The sequence below is a fragment of the Pedobacter alluvionis genome (genome assembly GCF_003664035.1).
GTDB lineage: Bacteria > Bacteroidota > Bacteroidia > Sphingobacteriales > Sphingobacteriaceae > Pedobacter > Pedobacter alluvionis.
On the sequence record NZ_RCCK01000013.1, the window covers coordinates 426,794 to 442,623 of the forward strand.

Consider the following 15,830-nt stretch of genomic DNA (forward strand, 5'->3'; position numbering starts at 1 on the left):
TTCTCCATTGCGAATATTCAAATACTGCACAAAACAATACATCTACTATTTCAAACACTGCCTTTCCTGTTTTATGGTTTTAGTTTTGCTATTATTGCTACAAGTTTGATGAAAATTAAACTTAACGTTATGAAAAAGATCATCTTTATATTTCTCAGCCTCATTGTTGCGGTATCTACCGTAAATGCACAAAAAGGTATCAACTTTAATAGCATATACGCTGCAGGAGGAAAATTGCTCATGCATGTAGATAGTGGGGCTAGAAACGTTTTTTATGCCATTGGATTTCCCAATCAACCCCGCACATCCTTTAATTACTTACCTGATGTAAACAATGTAAGTATCTCGATTAATTTTAGAAAGAACATTAATATACAGCACTATCGGTACACCATTTTGGCAGATAACAAACCCATTGCGCTCAATAAGCCGATTAACATGACACAGCTGAAAGATACCCATGCAGGAGGGGATGAAGAAATATTCAGTTCGGCAACACTTGGTATTTTTCCTGTAAAAGGCAAAATCATTACAACACTTATTTATAGCATAGACAAACCGCAAGATATCGATAAGGCTGTTTTTTACGGAAAGCCTATTCCAAGCGCAAAAATCCTATCTTTTTCAATGCTGAGCAAAAGCGATCAGATCTATAGCACCAGCTGGGTAAAAGACCCAAAAGGGAGCACAAACTTTACTTTCACAGAAAAAGATCTGCAGCTAAACATTGTTAAAGACAAATCGGATATTGATTATCTTTACTATACCTCAATAAAAGACAAAAAAAACAATAAAATCATTTTCGAATCAACTACCTGGCGATATGGTGGCATCATAAGTGAAGATCATGAGCAACTACCTTTTATAGAAATTGATAAAAACATTTTCAAAAAGTCGGGCGAGTATGAAATTATTATTCAGCCATCAATTAAATGGACCAGTTGCTTTGATTGCGATATTTCACCAAAAGAAACCGAAAAATACGTAACCCGGCATACGCTTTTTATCACTTTAGCTGAAGAAAACTATACTAAAAAAGAACTTTACAGTTATGCATTAATGGGAACATTTGTTATTGGTTTAAATTTTTTACTGATACTTAACGCGATCAAAAGAAGAAACAAAAAAAGGTTGACAGTTGCAGAACAGCAAAAAAACACGGCAAAGCTTCAACTTAACTCCATCCGTGCGCAATTAAACCCTCATTTTCTGTTTAACGCACTCTCTGGCATTCAAAACTTGATGAATAAGAATGAAATAGACAATGCCAATAAATACCTGTCTAAGTTTGCCCGCTTAACCCGTAACGTACTTGATGATAAAGAACTGATTAGTTTATCACAGGAAAAAACTTTACTAGACGATTACCTGCAAATGGAGCAATTGCGGTTTGGCTTTAAGTACGAAATTAACTGTTCCGAAAACTTAGATTTGGATAACGTAGAAATACCCAGCATGTTGCTACAACCTTTTGTAGAAAATGCGGTGAAGCACGGCATATCGAAAAAAGCTACCGACGGAATAATTGTAATCACATTTACCAAGCAAGCAAATGATTTGGTATTAACTGTTATCGATAATGGAAATGGATTTGACACAGAAAAAAAGAACAATGGTTTAGGTCTTCAATTAAGTAACAGTAGAATAGCACTCTTAAATAGTATTTATAAGGAAAATCGCTTTACTTTAGCTATACAACCAAGCACAAGCGGCAGTAAAATAAGCTTAACATTAACCGATTGGCTATAATATTACAATGAAGGCAATTTTAATAGATGACGAAATTTCCAACTTACAAAACTTGCGGACTTTGTTAGAAAAGCACTGTCCGCAGGTAACTATAATGGCAACAACACAGAATATCGATGATGCGGTTAATATTATTGAAAAATATTCACCTGATTTAGTATTTCTGGATATTCAAATGGGCGAGCAAACAGGTTTTGATGTACTAAAGCTGCTTCCTGCACGTAATTTCGAAGTTATTTTTGTTACCGCTTACGATCAATATGGGATACAAGCAGTAAAATTTGCCGCCTTAGATTATCTTTTAAAACCCATTGATATTGAAGAACTGATAAACGCTGTAAATAAAGCCGAACATAAACTGGCAACACAAATACAAAATCTACAGCTTGATTTTTTGCTGCAACAATTAAAAAAGCCTGAAACAAATGTTAGCAAGATTGCCCTACAGATGCAAAGCGAAATAAGGTATGTTGCTTTATCAGAAATTATACGTTGCGAGGCAGACAATACTTATACCCGTTTCTTCCTTTCAAGTAATGAAAAAATATTGGTTTCTAAATCACTTAAAGAATATGCAGATTTACTGCGGCCTAACGGATTTTTAAGAACTCACCAAAGCCATTTAATAAATCCAAAATATGTAAAAAGCTGGTTAAAAGAAGATGGTGGTATTTTACTCTTAACCTCTGGAGAAAAGATACCCGTTTCTAAGCCCAACAAGGGCACTGTAAAACAAGCCTTGCAACAGCTCTAGTAATATAAAAGCCTTTATTTAGCTTTTCATTATTAACGGGTTTAAACAGTAAACCTAATTTATAAACTAAAAAAGCCACAGATAAACAAGCTTATGCTTGCATATCTATGGCCTTTATTCCTCGTTAAGGAAATCTTTTATTTTACCCCAAGTACATCAACACCTTGTTCGAAAACAACATCAACAGGAATATTCTTTTTAGTCAAACGTTCCAAATCTGTTTGAAGTTCTGTATGGATAACCGCTTTTTCTTTTTGTGCTTTTTCTACCGCAGCTTTGTCGCCATTACCTTGAAGCGTAAGAATAAATGCACTTAAATCATTCATAGCCGTAGCAAATTTTTCGAAGTTTACTTTGTAAGTACCTTTAGCCGTACGCTCAAAAGCTCCTTTTTCCTGAAAATAATTAAAGCACTGCATGTTCGCTTTTCCATGTGCTTCAGAAACACCAAAGCGAACTGAACGTAGAATACCGGCCATAAATGTGGTATAATAATCTTTTATATCACCTGTTAACTCGCCTTTTTTAAGTAAGCCAGTTACCATATATAAACCTAAAATATCGGCTTTGCCTTCTTCCAGCCAGCTATATTGTTCTTTTAATGCTGCCCTTACAAAACCTTTTCCGGTAATGGTTTTTTTAATTCCTAAACCATGTGCTACTTCGTGAAACATTACGTTCGCAAAAAAAGCATCAAACTTAATGTATTGTTGCTGGTCTGCTTCTATTAATTCTTTTGAAATCGGTACCAGGATTTTATCGAATTTCGCTTGCATTGCATTTTTTAGCTGCGAACGGCGCGTGCCTTTTTCCTGTTGAATTTTTTCGTCGTTTGGAAGATTAACGGCAATGGTTTTCGATCCGGCGTTACAATCGCCTGCATAATAAACCACATCATAAGCATTTAGCTCCGAGTCAGTTCCAGGTGTTTCGGTTTTATATTTTGCTGCTACAGGCAGGTTTTTCTGTAATTCCGGGAGCATTTTTACATACTTCGCCAAACGTTTGCTCCACTCTTTATCTTTGATTAAAACATAAGCTTCGTAACTGGTACGGGCATTAAAGAGTTTATCTTCGTAATTTTCAATCGGGCCGATAATGATATCCAGACCGTTGGTTTTCATGTCTAACCAGGCATAATCACTTGCGGTAAAATTATCTGTTACCAAAGCATCGGCCCTTAAGTTTAAATATTTTTTTAAGCCGGTATCCTCAGCAATCAGAGCGGCCTGTTTTAACAAAGAACTTGCTTTTTGTAATTCTGCAGCATATAATACATGATAGGGTACCGTTGATAATTTGCCGGTGCTGTCTTTTTGAATGACAGAATATGCGCCGAACTTATCCGCAAGGTCCGATTTTTCTATGGCTTCTTTTGTAATTCCGTATGGATAAAAGAATGCCCCTTCCGGTTTGGGGCCAACACCTACCACAAAAGGTTTATCGTTATTTAATCTATCCCATGGTCCATAATTGATATTGACAAAATCGCGTGTTTTTTCATCTTTAATAGTGGCCAGCAAGCTATCTCTTTGTGGATAGGCTTGTTTCCAATATAGCTGATCCATAATTTCTGCTGCCTGAATTAACAAAGGCAAAATTTTACGGTCGTTAACACTTAAATCGTTAATATTAGTAGTTAATTTAACCCTTTCGTAAATGGGTAACCGTTGTGCAACATAGTTGGTAAGACTATCTTTTTGTATCACCACAGCCTTTTCATTATTAGATTTATTATTACCAGTGCAAGACGATAAGGCGCCAACTGAAATAGCTACTGCTGATAAAAACAGTGTTGATTTGTATAAATTCTTCATATTAAAGTATATGGCTGCTAAATTAGTAAATTTTGAAAGCTTTGTATAAAGTTTGATGTATTGGGGGAAGTTTAACATAACTTTGTAACTTCGATTAGCTAACCGTTCAAGCCATGTTATTTTCCAAGTCATCAAAATCATTATCTATTTCCGCTTTTTCTCTGGTACTCATTTTATCTGCCTGCGGAAGCAGCAAATACGCTGCAACTGAAAAAATCTATAAGGAAAAGGCGAAAGATTTTTCGAAAATAATAAACACTACGCCGCCTGTTGGTCAACTTTACGATTCTTTAGAAGCATCAAATCAGGAATGGATTGGTTCTGTAAATTTTGGGATACGTAAGCCAAATTTTGTAGTGATTCACCATACCGCTCAGGATAGTTTGGCACAAACTGTTAAAACTTTTTTTTCCACTAAAGCAGGTACCAGCGCACATTACGTAATTAGTCGTGATGGTAAAGTAGTGCATATGGTGAATGATTATTTACGTGCAAACCATGCTGGCGTGAGTAAATGGGGAAAAGATACCGACCTGAATTCTTCATCAATTGGTATTGAACTGGATAATAATGGCTTAACAGATCCCTGGCCCGATGCTCAGATCAATAGCTTGTTAAAGTTGTTGGCAACTTTAAAGAAAACATACGGGATCCCTACTGCAAATTTTATCGGCCATGCTGATATTGCACCTAAACGTAAAAATGATCCAAAAAACTTCCCATGGAAAAAACTGGCCGATAAAGGTTTTGGTTATTGGTATGATGATGTGCTGAAAAACCCACCGGCAGATTTTAATACCGAAATGGCCCTAAAATATATTGGTTATGATACGAGCAATCTTGCTGCCGCAATTACCGCTTTCAAAATCCATTTTATCCAGAGTGATATTACGCCGACCTTAACACCAGTAGATATTTTGGTACTTTATAATGTGTATACGAAGTATTAGGTGGGGGCTTTAAACGTAGACTACACTCGTGCCGTCATCCTGGGGGGTAATTTTTATAAAAATCATATAGAGACAGAGGAGTTTTTTTGCAGTGATAGGCAATGACGACTCTTTCTTAAGAGATTTGTCAAAGGTAGTTCGTTCAGGATCTTTAAAAGTGGAATAAGTCCGAAGTTTATGGCGCAAACAAGGCTAATATTTGCTACACCACATTCTTCTCGGGCATGCATTTGCAGCCAAATTCTAGCACACAAAAAACACGGATAAATCTGTGTTCATCCGTGTTTATCTGTGGCCAAAAAAGCAAAAACTAGTTTGGCTTCTTAAATGTATCTTTAAGGGTTACTGTTCTATTGAAAACCAATTTATTGGCCGTAGAATCTTTATCTAAACAGAAATAACCTTTACGGATAAACTGGTAACGGCCATCCAAATCTGCATCAGCTAATGCTGGCTCGATATAAACATTGGGCAATACCGTTAAACTTTCAGGGTTTAAATAATCTTTAAAATCTCCTTCTTCAGCATCTGGTGTTTCTGAAGTAAATAAACGATCGTACAAACGGATTTCGGCAGTTTTGGCATGTGGAGCACTTACCCAATGGATGGTTCCTTTAACATTTACGCCGCTGGTATCGTTTCCGCTTTTGGATTCCGGAATATAAGTACAACGGATTTCAGTAACGTTTCCGTTTTCATCTTTCACAAAATCTTCGCATTTAACAATATAGGCGAATTTTAAGCGTACCATTGCGCCAGGAGCCAGGCGGAACCATTTTTTTGCCGGCACTTCCATAAAATCTTCGCGTTCTATCCAAAGTTCGTTGCTGAAAGGGATTACACGTGTGCCACCACCATCTTCAGCCTCCGGATTGTTTTCGCCGATTAAATCTTCTGTTCCTTTTTCGTAATTCGTAATCACCAATTTAATCGGATCTAAAACCGCCATTACGCGGTTAGCCGTTTTGTTTAAATCTTCGCGGATACAAAATTCCAATAAACTTAGCTCAATTAAGTTTTCGCGTTTGGCAATGCCAATACGTTCGCAAAACTCACGAATGCTTTTTGGAGTAAAGCCTCTTCTTCGCAAACCGCTAATGGTAGGCATGCGCGGATCGTCCCATCCATTTACTAAGTTTTCGTTAACCAGTTGAAGAAGCTTGCGTTTACTCATTACCGTACTGGTAAGATTTAAACGGGCAAATTCATACTGTTTTGAAGGGAAAATCTCTAATTGTTCGATAAACCAATCGTACAGTTCACGGTGTGAAACATATTCCAGTGTACAAATAGAGTGCGTGATGTTTTCGATACTATCACTTTGTCCGTGGGCAAAATCGTACATTGGGTAAATGCACCATTTGTTGCCTGTACGGTGGTGTTCGGCATGTTTGATACGATAGATAATCGGATCGCGCATTAACATATTTGGACTCGCCATATCGATTTTAGCCCGCAAAATATAAGCACCATCAGGAAATTCGCCATTTTTCATTTTCGTAAAAAGGTCTAAATTTTCTTCAATGCTACGGTTACGATATGGACTATCTTGTCCTGGTTCAGTTGGCGTACCTTTTAAGGCTGCAATTTCATCTGCAGCGCTCTCATCAACATAAGCCAAACCTTTTTCGATCAGCTTAACGGCAAAACCATATAAGTCATCAAAATAATCTGAGGCATATAATTCATTTTTCCAGTTAAAACCCAACCACCTGATATCTTCCTGCTGACTGTTTACATATTCTGTTTTTTCCGTAACCGGATTGGTATCGTCAAAACGCAGATTGGTATAGCCGCCGTATTTTTGTGTTAGTCCGAAATTTAAGCATATTGCTTTCGCGTGGCCGATGTGTAAATAACCATTAGGTTCAGGCGGGAAACGCGTAACCAATGTTTCATACTTACCACTATTTAAGTCGTTCTCAACAATTTCTTCAATAAAGTTCAATGACTTTTCTTCACTCATAAAAACCTGTAAATTAGGAATGCAAATGTAAAAAGATTAGTCCAATTCTACTTGTTTTAGTTAATGATTAATTTGAGAGCCAAAATTGATACATTTACATCAACTTAATATGAATGATGAGCAAAGTATTAAATCGGCCTATCCGCGTTTTAGTAGCTAAAGTTGGATTAGATGGCCATGACAGAGGGGCTAAAGTAATCGCAACTTCCTTAAGAGATGCCGGCATGGAAGTAATTTATACCGGCCTGCGCCAAACGCCGGAAATGGTGGTGAATACAGCGCTTCAGGAGGATGTTGATGCCATCGGGATTTCTATCCTATCGGGAGCACACATGACGGTTTTTCCAAAGATTATTCATTTTATGAAAGAAAAACAGTTAGATGATGTGTTATTAACCGGCGGCGGGATTATCCCTGAAGCAGATCGGTTAAAACTGGCAGGCATGGGGGTTGGAGAGCTATTTCCTCCAGGTACAACGATGGCCAGTATTGTAGAATATATTCAGAATTGGGTTACAGAAAACAGAAATTTTTAAGCTATGGCATACCAGAATTTAATCTCAGAAATAAAAGAAAACATTTTATACGTTACTATCAATCGCGAAAGGGCGTTAAATGCCTTAAATAAAGAAACTTTGGCCGAACTGGCAGATGTAATTGCTTATGCAGGTAAAACTGAGGAGGTAAGAGGTGTTATTTTAACCGGAGCAGGTGAAAAAGCCTTTGTTGCAGGGGCTGATATTAAAGAGTTCTCTGATTATAGCGGTAAACAGGGAGAAGATTTAGCAAAACTTGGTCACGATCAGGTTTTTAATGCCATTGAAAATTCTCCAAAGCCATTTATTGCAGCCATAAATGGATTTGCTTTAGGTGGAGGATTGGAGTTGGCAATGGCATGCCACATGCGCATTGCATCAGATCATGCGAAATTAGGGCTGCCGGAAGTTACTTTAGGGTTGATCCCTGGTTATGGAGGTACCCAACGCCTCACCCAATTGGTTGGAAAAGGTAAAGCAATAGAAATGATTACGACCGCAAACATGATTACTGCTTCAGTGGCAGAAAAAATAGGCCTTGTAAATTATGTTGTTCCACAACCTGATCTGATTAGTAAGGCTGAAGAAATACTAAATGCGATTAAGCAACGTGCACCGCTGGCCGTTTCGGCTGCAATAAAGGCTGTTGTCTCAGCAGTAAATAACAACAATGGCTACGCTACCGAAATTGAAGAATTTGGTAAATGTTTTGAAACAGCCGATTTTAAGGAGGGCGTAACGGCGTTTGTTGAAAAGAGAAAAGCAAATTTTTCTGGAAAGTAGTATCGATGTAGTATTAATTTTACTTTTTGCATCACAAAAATGTTGCAAAAGCTTTTCAATACAAATTTTTTTGAGTAAATTGTTATTTAATTATTAACCCTTGAGTATTTATCGCTGCATATGGGTTTTTATACTAATAACGCTACTCATGAAAAAGAAGATACTCATTGTTGACGATGAAATTAGTCTCGGCTTATTGCTTTACAAATTTTTAACTAAAAAAGGATTTCATGTTTCGAATGTAACAACAGGTAAAAAGGCTTTACAAGCCCTTGAAAAGGAGCGTTTCGATTTGGTATTGTGTGATTATCGCTTGGATGATACAGATGGGAAAGAGATTTTAATCCACCTTAAGGAGAACTATCCAAACACGGGTGTGATTATTATTACAGGTTACTCTGATATTAAACTTGCCGTAGAATTGATAAAACTGGGGGCTTATGATTATATTGTGAAGCCGCTCTACCCGGATGAAATTTTAAATACCATAAATAAAGCCCTGGAAACCCATGGAACACTAAAATCACCTAAAAATTTTGAAAGTATTAGTGGCAATGTCATTTCCGATGCGCTAAATTGCCCGGAGTATATAAATGGGGAGAGCAACGCCTCAGCTTTATTGCTGAAACAAATCCAACTCATTGCGAAAACAGGTTATACCGTTATTTTAACGGGGAAAAGTGGAACAGGCAAAGAATGCGTTGCTAAAACCATTCACTTAAATAGTTCGCGTAGCGAAAAGCCTTTCATCGCTATGGATTGCGGCTCTTTAACCAAAGATTTAGCTGCCAGTGAATTTTTTGGACACGAGAAAGGAGCATTTACCGGAGCAGCTTTTACTAAAATTGGTCACTTTGAGCAAGCTAACGGTGGTACATTATTTCTTGATGAGATCGGTAATTTGTCTTATGAGATCCAGGCAACTTTACTCAGGGCGGTTCAGGAGCGGAAAATAAAGCGCATTGGAAGTACAAAGGAGATTGATCTGGATGTGCGGCTTATTGTAGCTACAAATGAAAATTTAGAGGAAGCGATTTTAAAGGGTGCATTCAGAGAAGATTTATACCACCGTTTTAATGAATTTTCTATACATGTACCATCACTAAAACACCGGGATAATGATATCCTTATTTTTGCCAGGCACTTTCTGGCCACAGTAAATAAAGAGCTGAACAAGAATATTAAAGGCTTTTCTGATGAGGTGAAGAAATGTTTACTGGCATACAATTGGCCAGGTAATGTACGCGAGCTGAAGAATGTGATTAGGCGAATTGCTTTATTAACTGATGGTGATTGCATAGAAACTCATGTTTTACCGTTGGAGCTTGGAAGGACTGATTATGCTAAAACACCGCACGAAAAAAAAGCGCCTTTTTTGCCGTTAACATTAAATCATGATCAAGCCCTTAATTTACGAAATGCTGCCAAAGAAGCAGAATATTCTGCTATTTTAGAAGTGCTAAAAGCGGTTAATTTTAATAAAACCAAAGCGGCAAAAATTTTAAATATCGACAGAAAAACATTATATAATAAAATCAGATTTATTGAGATTGGTGATGGGCAATAAATTTTAAATTAGGAAAACAAAATTAGCCATTTCAGCATTTAAAGATTAATCTTATTGCCTAACAATGTCAGTATTCTCTTATAAACAACGCAATAACATCAACCTGGTTATTATTATTGCGCTTGGGGTGTTAATTGCATATTCCTTGCAAAGTATTTTTAGTGCCATTTTAAGTACTTTGGTGCTTTATACAATAATGAGGCCAGCCTATGTCCATTTGGCAGAAAATAAGGGGTGGAACAGAAGAGTTACGGCCATTTTTCTCATCACCATCTCTATCATACTTATTGTAATGCCTTTTTATGCATTAAGCAGTATGGTTATTAGCAAAATTTCAGAACTGAGGAACAATGAGGTTTTTTTCAAGAATCTACTGGTTAAATTACAACACCTCATTCCGGTTAAAATTAACCAGGATGTTATTCAAGATGGATTAAACCGTTTGGGAAATTGGGCTACTCAGCTTTTTCCGTCTTTAATATCGAGTGCAGTAAATATTATATTAAGCTTACTGGTGATGTACTTTTTACTCTACTTTATGTTAATAGAGCGAGAAAGATTCGAGTTTTCATTGATCAAATATGCGCCATTCAGGGAGCAGAACGCCCTTCGTTTTGGCGATGAAATGAGAAATACAACTTATGCAAATGTATTAGGACAAGGTCTGATCTGCCTCGTTCAGGGTTCGCTTTTGAGCCTCTCTTTTTATGTTTTGGGATATAAAGACCCAGTGTTTTGGGGCGTAATTACAACATTTATTTCTTTTGTGCCTGTTTTAGGTCCCCCTGTTGTCTTTGTTCCTGCTGCGATATTGCAGATTGCAAACGGGAATAATTTTGCTGGCTGGGCCATGCTTATTTTTGGTTTTGTGGTGATTATTAATATCGACAACGTGCTTAGGTTCATGATTGCGAAAAAAGTTGGAAACATTCACCCCATAATTACAGTAATTGGCGTAATTATTGGTATCCCTTTATTCGGAATATTGGGACTTGTATTTGGTCCGCTGCTGTTATCTTATTTTATATTGCTTGTTAAGATTTACGAAACCAGTACGCTTGCATCAGAAAGATTGGAAAGAATTAAAACAAATGATGAGCATAGTGAGTTATAATATAGCTTAACAACAAATAATGTAGTAATTTTATATTGTACATAATTGTTAACCCTTAAAATAAATTGATTATGAATGATAACTCAAAAGTTGTAGTTGCGCTTTTAGCAGGATTAGCTGCCGGTGCAGCCTTAGGAATTTTATTCGCACCGGATAAAGGTGATGAAACCCGCGATAAACTAAGCCAATCTTTAAAAGATCTGGGCGATTCTATCAAAGACAAAGCTGCAGACGAGATTAATAATTTGGCTAGCCTGAAAGACAAAGTAGTAAGCTCGATTAAAACCAAATTGAGAAGCGTAGAAGAAGAATATAGCGACGACGTAGAACACGCTTAATAAATAAATATTGCATAGCCGGGTATTTTGTCCGGCTAAATCTCATCTGAATTATGCAGGAGAATAAAGATAAAAGTATTGAAGATCTTGTAGACGATGCCAAGGGCTTTTTAGAAGCCAAAGTAGAGTACACCAGGCTTTATATTGTAGAAAAAGCATCCAAAATTTTTGCCGATCTGGTAACCAGTACTGCTGTTATAGTTTGCTTTATTTTAGCCTTTTTATTTGGCTCTGTAACTTTGGCCTTGTATTTATCAGACCTTTTAGGTAGTTATGCAGGAGGCTTTGGCTGTGTTTCCTTTTTTTATATTTTGCTGGCTATAATTGTTTATTTAACCAAAGACAAATACATTGAAAAAGCAATTATCAATGTAGCGATTAGAAAATACTTTGATAAACTTGCAGATAAGGAGGAAGATGAGAAGCTATAAAGACATCCGAAACTTAGAAGACCTGCAGGCTAGAAAATTAGAACTTAAGGTTGAGTACACGCTTAAGCAGAATATGCTTAAATCAGATACAAAAACTTTCTTTAAGCAGTTTACGCTTGGTGCATTGATTAAGCGTTATGCTACCCCTAATAACCTATTCAAAGCAGACGAAAAATTAAATATCAGTGGTACGGCCATGTCGTTGCTTTTACCTATGTTCATGAATAAAACCATTTTCAGAGGTGCTGGATTTTTAACTAAAGCAGCTGTAGGATTGATTTCAGGTAAAGTGGGTAAATCTTTAGATGCAGAACATTTGTCAGCGATTTTTAACTCGGTTAAAGGTTGGTTTGGCAAAAAGAAAGAAAAAAAGGATAAAAAATTTATCGATTATGGCATCCCGCCAGATAGTGAAACGTATTAGTTCAATGGTTCATTAGCCATTAGTTCATTCGTTAGCAACGCGTAAAAATGATATCATACAAAGCCTCAGAATTCCAAATTCTGAGGCTTTGTATGTTTATTGAACATGTAACACATAGCCTTGTAAATCATGCTATTCTACTCCATGACCAATGAACGAACTAGTGAACTAATTTAATCTACAAATCAGTCTTAATTTTCAATTCTTTCAATTGTTTATCATCAATTGTACTCGGACTATCAATCATTACATCTCTTCCTGAGTTGTTTTTAGGGAAAGCAATCACATCACGGATGGAATCTAAACCTGCAAAAATTGAGGTTAAACGATCGAAACCAAAGGCAATCCCGCCATGTGGAGGTGCACCGAATTCGAAAGCATCCATTAAGAAACCAAATTGTTTTTGTGCTTCTTCTGCACTGAAGCCTAAATGTTTAAACATTAAAGCCTGCAATGTACGATCGTGGATACGGATGGATCCGCCGCCAACTTCAGTACCGTTGATTACCATATCATAAGCATTCGCCCGTACGTTTTTAGGATCGGTATCTAATAAGGCAATATCCTCTGGTTTTGGCGATGTGAACGGGTGGTGCATAGCATGGTAACGCTCTGTTTCTTCATCCCATTCTAAAAGTGGGAAATCCAATACCCAAAGGGCAGAGAATGTATTTTTATCACGTAAACCTAAACGGTTACCCATTTCTAAACGAAGCTCGTTTAACTGTTTACGTACTTTATCGGTAGAGCCGGCTAAGATCAGTAATAAATCGCCTTTTTCTGTTCCGAAAGCCTCACTCCACTGCTTAAGATCTTCTTCGTTAAAGAATTTATCTACAGATGATTTAATTGTTCCATCATCATTATGGCGGGCATAAATTAAACCTGTTGCACCAATCTGCGGACGTTTAATAAAATCGGTTAATTCATCTAATTGCTTGCGGGTATAGCTTGCAGCACCTTTTGCATTGATGCCCACTACCAGTTCAGCATTATCGAAAACGGGAAATCCCTTTCCTTTAACCAGATCATTAAGTTCTACAAACTGCATCGCAAAACGGGTATCGGGTTTGTCAGATCCATATAAACGCATCGCATCTGCGTATTGCATACGCGGTACTTCCGGTAAATCGTAATTGCGTACTTCTTTAAACAAAGTACGGATCAGACCTTCAAAAGTGTTTAAGATATCTTCCTGCTCAATGAATGACATTTCGCAATCGATCTGGGTAAACTCAGGCTGACGGTCGGCTCTTAAATCTTCATCCCTGAAACATTTTACAATCTGGAAATAACGGTCGAAACCCGAAACCATCAACAATTGTTTAAAGGTTTGCGGCGATTGAGGCAAAGCATAAAACTCACCTTCGTTCATGCGGCTAGGCACCACGAAATCCCTGGCACCTTCTGGTGTTGATTTAATTAAAACAGGGGTTTCTACCTCGATAAAATCTAATGCATCCAGGTAACGGCGAACCGATTGTGCCATTTTATGGCGTAAAACCAGGTTATTACGCACCGGATTACGACGTAAATCTAAATAACGGTATTTCATGCGTAACTCATCACCACCATCTGTTTCATCATCGATCATGAAAGGAGGTAATTTTGCTGCATTTAAAATTTCTAAAGCTGAAACTTTAATTTCTACATCACCGGTTGCCATTTTAGGGTTCTTGTTGCTTCTTTCTACAACAGTGCCAATTGCTTTGATTACAAACTCACGACCCAACGTACGTGCAGTTTCGCAAAGCACTTTATTATCATCCATGTTAAAAACCAACTGGGTAATGCCATAACGATCGCGGATGTCGATAAAAGTCATACCGCCCAAATCTCTTGATTTTTGTACCCAACCACATAACGTAACACTTTCGCCTAAGTTATTTAGGTTTAATGCACCACAAGTTACTGTTCTTAACATATATATAATCTAAATTGAGCGGCAAAAATACCGATTTTGTTTTAAAGTTAGAGCTATAGCTGAAGGTTTTTGAGGCTGGATTTTTAGTAAGCTAAAAGTTTGCATTTTGAGAACTTTTAGTTACATTTGAACAATGAAAATTTTAGTGAAGAAAACTATTTTGTATTATGTTAAAGCTTACCCTTTAGCAGAAGTACCATTGTTGGTTTGGTTTCATGAATTTAGCAAGATAAGGTTTGATAATTTCAATCAGCTTAAAAATGTATATGGGAATGCAAGTATTGTAGCAAACAATCGGGTTATCTTCAACATTAAAGGCAGCGATTTTAGATTGATAGTGTCTGTAAATTTTATACAGCAGGCATGTTATGTGATCTGGTTTGGAACACACAAGGAATATGATAAAATCAATACTGAAACAATCGCCTTTGATACTAAAATTTTAACGTATAATGATCTATAGCGATGAATTGGAAAATATTAAAAAGCGAAGCCGACTATAATAGGGCATCAATGAGATTGATGGAAATTTTTCATGCAACACCGAATACACCTGAAGGTGATGAGTTAGAATTGTTACTTGTTTTGGTAAAAGATTTTGATGAAAAACATTATCAACTGCCTGAGTTGGATGCATTGGAAGTAATTAAATATAAAATGAATGAAATGGGTATAAAGGCTAAAGATTTAGAGCCGATTATAGGAAGCAAGGGACATGTATCTGCAATATTGTCAGGAAAAAGAGACATTACTTTAAAAATGGCTCAAAAACTTAAAAACTATTTTAGCATCCCCTCTGATGTGTTTCTACATTCGGCATAAATTTTTTGCAGAAGATAATACATATCCTAAATTTATGCTTTTGATTTCAATCTACTCAAAGTTTCTTGTGGAATATTTAAATAAGAGTCAACATTCCTCCAGGGCATCGCTATGAAAAGCAAAGAGACTTTTACCAGTTATCTTCAGTCATTAGTATTTCTCTTCCAGTACAATTTCAAGAGCGATTACTTTCCATTCGCCTTTAATATTTTTCCAGTGGTATATTTCCTCTGTCTGGATGGTCTGCTTTTTAGAAAAAACAAGCATTTTAGGTTTTAAAAGAACAGATTTACGGGCAATTTTTTCGGTAAAAACTTCATCTTCCATAGATGATTTAATCCGGTAATAACTGGAATGGATTTCTTTAATTCCACTAAAATATTTTTTTAAATCGATGGTAAAATCGCGTTTGTTTATGGTTGGTTTTTCAAAAGGCGTGAAGCTTAAGCCATCATCAAACATAGCTGTATATGCCGTAACATCTTTACTTTCTAGAGCCTGGTTTTCTTTTTGGTGTAGCTCGTTAATTGCTGAAAGGATTAAATCGGTTTCCATGGCATGAAGTTAATGGTTTGTATCAGGGTTTTCAAATTTATGATGATTAGGGAGCTGATTTTCCACAAAAGGACAGGACTGCCCATTTTCTAATAGGTTC

The 15,830-nt window shown here is 36.7% G+C and carries 16 protein-coding genes; 12 read left to right on the forward strand and 4 right to left on the reverse strand.

Annotation, left to right across the window (positions count from 1 at the left end):
* Nucleotides 1-129: 129 nt before the first annotated feature.
* Entirely contained in the window at nt 130-1,749 is a 1,620-nt protein-coding gene (locus BCL90_RS18620) for a sensor histidine kinase (RefSeq protein WP_121286221.1), read from the forward strand.
* A 7-nt stretch (nt 1,750-1,756) separates the two neighbouring features.
* A complete protein-coding gene (locus BCL90_RS18625; RefSeq protein ID WP_121285702.1) occupies nt 1,757-2,503 on the forward strand; it encodes a LytR/AlgR family response regulator transcription factor in 747 nt (248 codons plus the stop codon).
* Nucleotides 2,504-2,640: 137 nt separating this feature from the next.
* Here the strand turns inward: BCL90_RS18625 and BCL90_RS18630 are convergent, their stop codons facing one another.
* Nucleotides 2,641-4,320 carry a dipeptidyl-peptidase 3 family protein gene (locus BCL90_RS18630; RefSeq protein ID WP_121285704.1) on the reverse strand — a complete coding sequence of 560 codons (1,680 nt, stop codon included), beginning with the start codon at nt 4,318-4,320 and terminating at the stop codon, nt 2,641-2,643.
* A gap of 113 nt (nt 4,321-4,433) precedes the next feature.
* Here BCL90_RS18630 and BCL90_RS18635 point away from each other — a divergent pair, with 113 nt between their 5' ends.
* Entirely contained in the window at nt 4,434-5,270 is an 837-nt protein-coding gene (locus BCL90_RS18635) for an N-acetylmuramoyl-L-alanine amidase (protein ID WP_121285706.1), read from the forward strand.
* A gap of 310 nt (nt 5,271-5,580) precedes the next feature.
* Here the strand turns inward: BCL90_RS18635 and BCL90_RS18640 are convergent, their stop codons facing one another.
* Nucleotides 5,581-7,236 carry a glutamine--tRNA ligase/YqeY domain fusion protein gene (locus tag BCL90_RS18640; protein WP_121285707.1) on the reverse strand — a complete coding sequence of 552 codons (1,656 nt, stop codon included), beginning with the start codon at nt 7,234-7,236 and terminating at the stop codon, nt 5,581-5,583.
* Nucleotides 7,237-7,349: 113 nt separating this feature from the next.
* Between BCL90_RS18640 and BCL90_RS18645 the strand changes: the two genes are divergently transcribed.
* The 7 genes from BCL90_RS18645 (at nt 7,350) to BCL90_RS18675 (ending at nt 12,429) form a co-directional block, all read left to right on the forward strand.
* Nucleotides 7,350-7,772 (forward strand): cobalamin B12-binding domain-containing protein, encoded by a 423-nt coding sequence (locus BCL90_RS18645; protein ID WP_244094977.1) that lies wholly within the window; start codon nt 7,350-7,352, stop codon nt 7,770-7,772.
* A gap of 3 nt (nt 7,773-7,775) precedes the next feature.
* Nucleotides 7,776-8,555, forward strand: coding sequence for an enoyl-CoA hydratase/isomerase family protein (locus tag BCL90_RS18650; protein ID WP_121285709.1), 780 nt, complete (start codon nt 7,776-7,778; stop codon nt 8,553-8,555).
* Nucleotides 8,556-8,703: 148 nt separating this feature from the next.
* Nucleotides 8,704-10,122 (forward strand): sigma-54-dependent transcriptional regulator, encoded by a 1,419-nt coding sequence (locus BCL90_RS18655; RefSeq protein WP_121285711.1) that lies wholly within the window; start codon nt 8,704-8,706, stop codon nt 10,120-10,122.
* 64 nt (nt 10,123-10,186) lie between these two features.
* Nucleotides 10,187-11,236: an AI-2E family transporter gene (locus tag BCL90_RS18660; RefSeq protein ID WP_121285713.1), complete on the forward strand. Its 1,050-nt coding sequence runs from the start codon at nt 10,187-10,189 to the stop codon at nt 11,234-11,236.
* 71 nt (nt 11,237-11,307) lie between these two features.
* Nucleotides 11,308-11,574, forward strand: a complete 267-nt coding sequence (locus tag BCL90_RS18665) for a YtxH domain-containing protein (protein ID WP_025142262.1) — start codon at nt 11,308-11,310, stop codon at nt 11,572-11,574.
* Nucleotides 11,575-11,627: 53 nt separating this feature from the next.
* The gene (locus BCL90_RS18670; RefSeq protein ID WP_121285715.1) at nt 11,628-12,005 is read left to right on the forward strand and encodes a phage holin family protein; all 378 of its coding nucleotides are present in this window, start codon (nt 11,628-11,630) and stop codon (nt 12,003-12,005) included.
* Nucleotides 11,992-12,429 carry a hypothetical protein gene (locus BCL90_RS18675; RefSeq protein WP_121285717.1) on the forward strand — a complete coding sequence of 146 codons (438 nt, stop codon included), beginning with the start codon at nt 11,992-11,994 and terminating at the stop codon, nt 12,427-12,429. Before BCL90_RS18670 ends, BCL90_RS18675 begins: the two co-directional genes overlap by 14 nt.
* Before the next feature lie 178 nt (nt 12,430-12,607).
* Here BCL90_RS18675 and aspS read toward each other — a convergent pair whose 3' ends face one another.
* Entirely contained in the window at nt 12,608-14,353 is a 1,746-nt protein-coding gene (gene aspS / locus BCL90_RS18680) for an aspartate--tRNA ligase (RefSeq protein WP_121285719.1), read from the reverse strand.
* A gap of 133 nt (nt 14,354-14,486) precedes the next feature.
* On the opposite strand from aspS, the gene BCL90_RS18685 reads away from it, so the two are divergent.
* Entirely contained in the window at nt 14,487-14,816 is a 330-nt protein-coding gene (locus tag BCL90_RS18685; RefSeq protein WP_121285721.1) for a type II toxin-antitoxin system HigB family toxin, read from the forward strand.
* A 2-nt stretch (nt 14,817-14,818) separates the two neighbouring features.
* Entirely contained in the window at nt 14,819-15,175 is a 357-nt protein-coding gene (locus BCL90_RS18690; RefSeq protein ID WP_121285723.1) for a helix-turn-helix domain-containing protein, read from the forward strand.
* A 150-nt stretch (nt 15,176-15,325) separates the two neighbouring features.
* Here the strand turns inward: BCL90_RS18690 and BCL90_RS18695 are convergent, their stop codons facing one another.
* On the reverse strand, nt 15,326-15,730 hold the full coding sequence (locus BCL90_RS18695) for a hypothetical protein (protein WP_121285725.1): 405 nt from the start codon (nt 15,728-15,730) through the stop codon (nt 15,326-15,328).
* Between the last annotated feature and the right edge of the window lie 100 nt (nt 15,731-15,830).

Coding starts and splice junctions, on each gene's coding strand:
- BCL90_RS18620 (WP_121286221.1), top strand. CDS start 130: ATGAAAAAGATCATCTTTATATTTCTCAGCCTCATTGTTGCGGTATCT.
- BCL90_RS18625 (WP_121285702.1), top strand. CDS start 1,757: ATGAAGGCAATTTTAATAGATGACGAAATTTCCAACTTACAAAACTTG.
- BCL90_RS18630 (WP_121285704.1), bottom strand. CDS start 4,320: ATGAAGAATTTATACAAATCAACACTGTTTTTATCAGCAGTAGCTATT.
- BCL90_RS18635 (WP_121285706.1), top strand. CDS start 4,434: ATGTTATTTTCCAAGTCATCAAAATCATTATCTATTTCCGCTTTTTCT.
- BCL90_RS18640 (WP_121285707.1), bottom strand. CDS start 7,236: ATGAGTGAAGAAAAGTCATTGAACTTTATTGAAGAAATTGTTGAGAAC.
- BCL90_RS18645 (WP_244094977.1), top strand. CDS start 7,350: ATGATGAGCAAAGTATTAAATCGGCCTATCCGCGTTTTAGTAGCTAAA.
- BCL90_RS18650 (WP_121285709.1), top strand. CDS start 7,776: ATGGCATACCAGAATTTAATCTCAGAAATAAAAGAAAACATTTTATAC.
- BCL90_RS18655 (WP_121285711.1), top strand. CDS start 8,704: ATGAAAAAGAAGATACTCATTGTTGACGATGAAATTAGTCTCGGCTTA.
- BCL90_RS18660 (WP_121285713.1), top strand. CDS start 10,187: ATGTCAGTATTCTCTTATAAACAACGCAATAACATCAACCTGGTTATT.
- BCL90_RS18665 (WP_025142262.1), top strand. CDS start 11,308: ATGAATGATAACTCAAAAGTTGTAGTTGCGCTTTTAGCAGGATTAGCT.
- BCL90_RS18670 (WP_121285715.1), top strand. CDS start 11,628: ATGCAGGAGAATAAAGATAAAAGTATTGAAGATCTTGTAGACGATGCC.
- BCL90_RS18675 (WP_121285717.1), top strand. CDS start 11,992: ATGAGAAGCTATAAAGACATCCGAAACTTAGAAGACCTGCAGGCTAGA.
- aspS (WP_121285719.1), bottom strand. CDS start 14,353: ATGTTAAGAACAGTAACTTGTGGTGCATTAAACCTAAATAACTTAGGC.
- BCL90_RS18685 (WP_121285721.1), top strand. CDS start 14,487: ATGAAAATTTTAGTGAAGAAAACTATTTTGTATTATGTTAAAGCTTAC.
- BCL90_RS18690 (WP_121285723.1), top strand. CDS start 14,819: ATGAATTGGAAAATATTAAAAAGCGAAGCCGACTATAATAGGGCATCA.
- BCL90_RS18695 (WP_121285725.1), bottom strand. CDS start 15,730: ATGGAAACCGATTTAATCCTTTCAGCAATTAACGAGCTACACCAAAAA.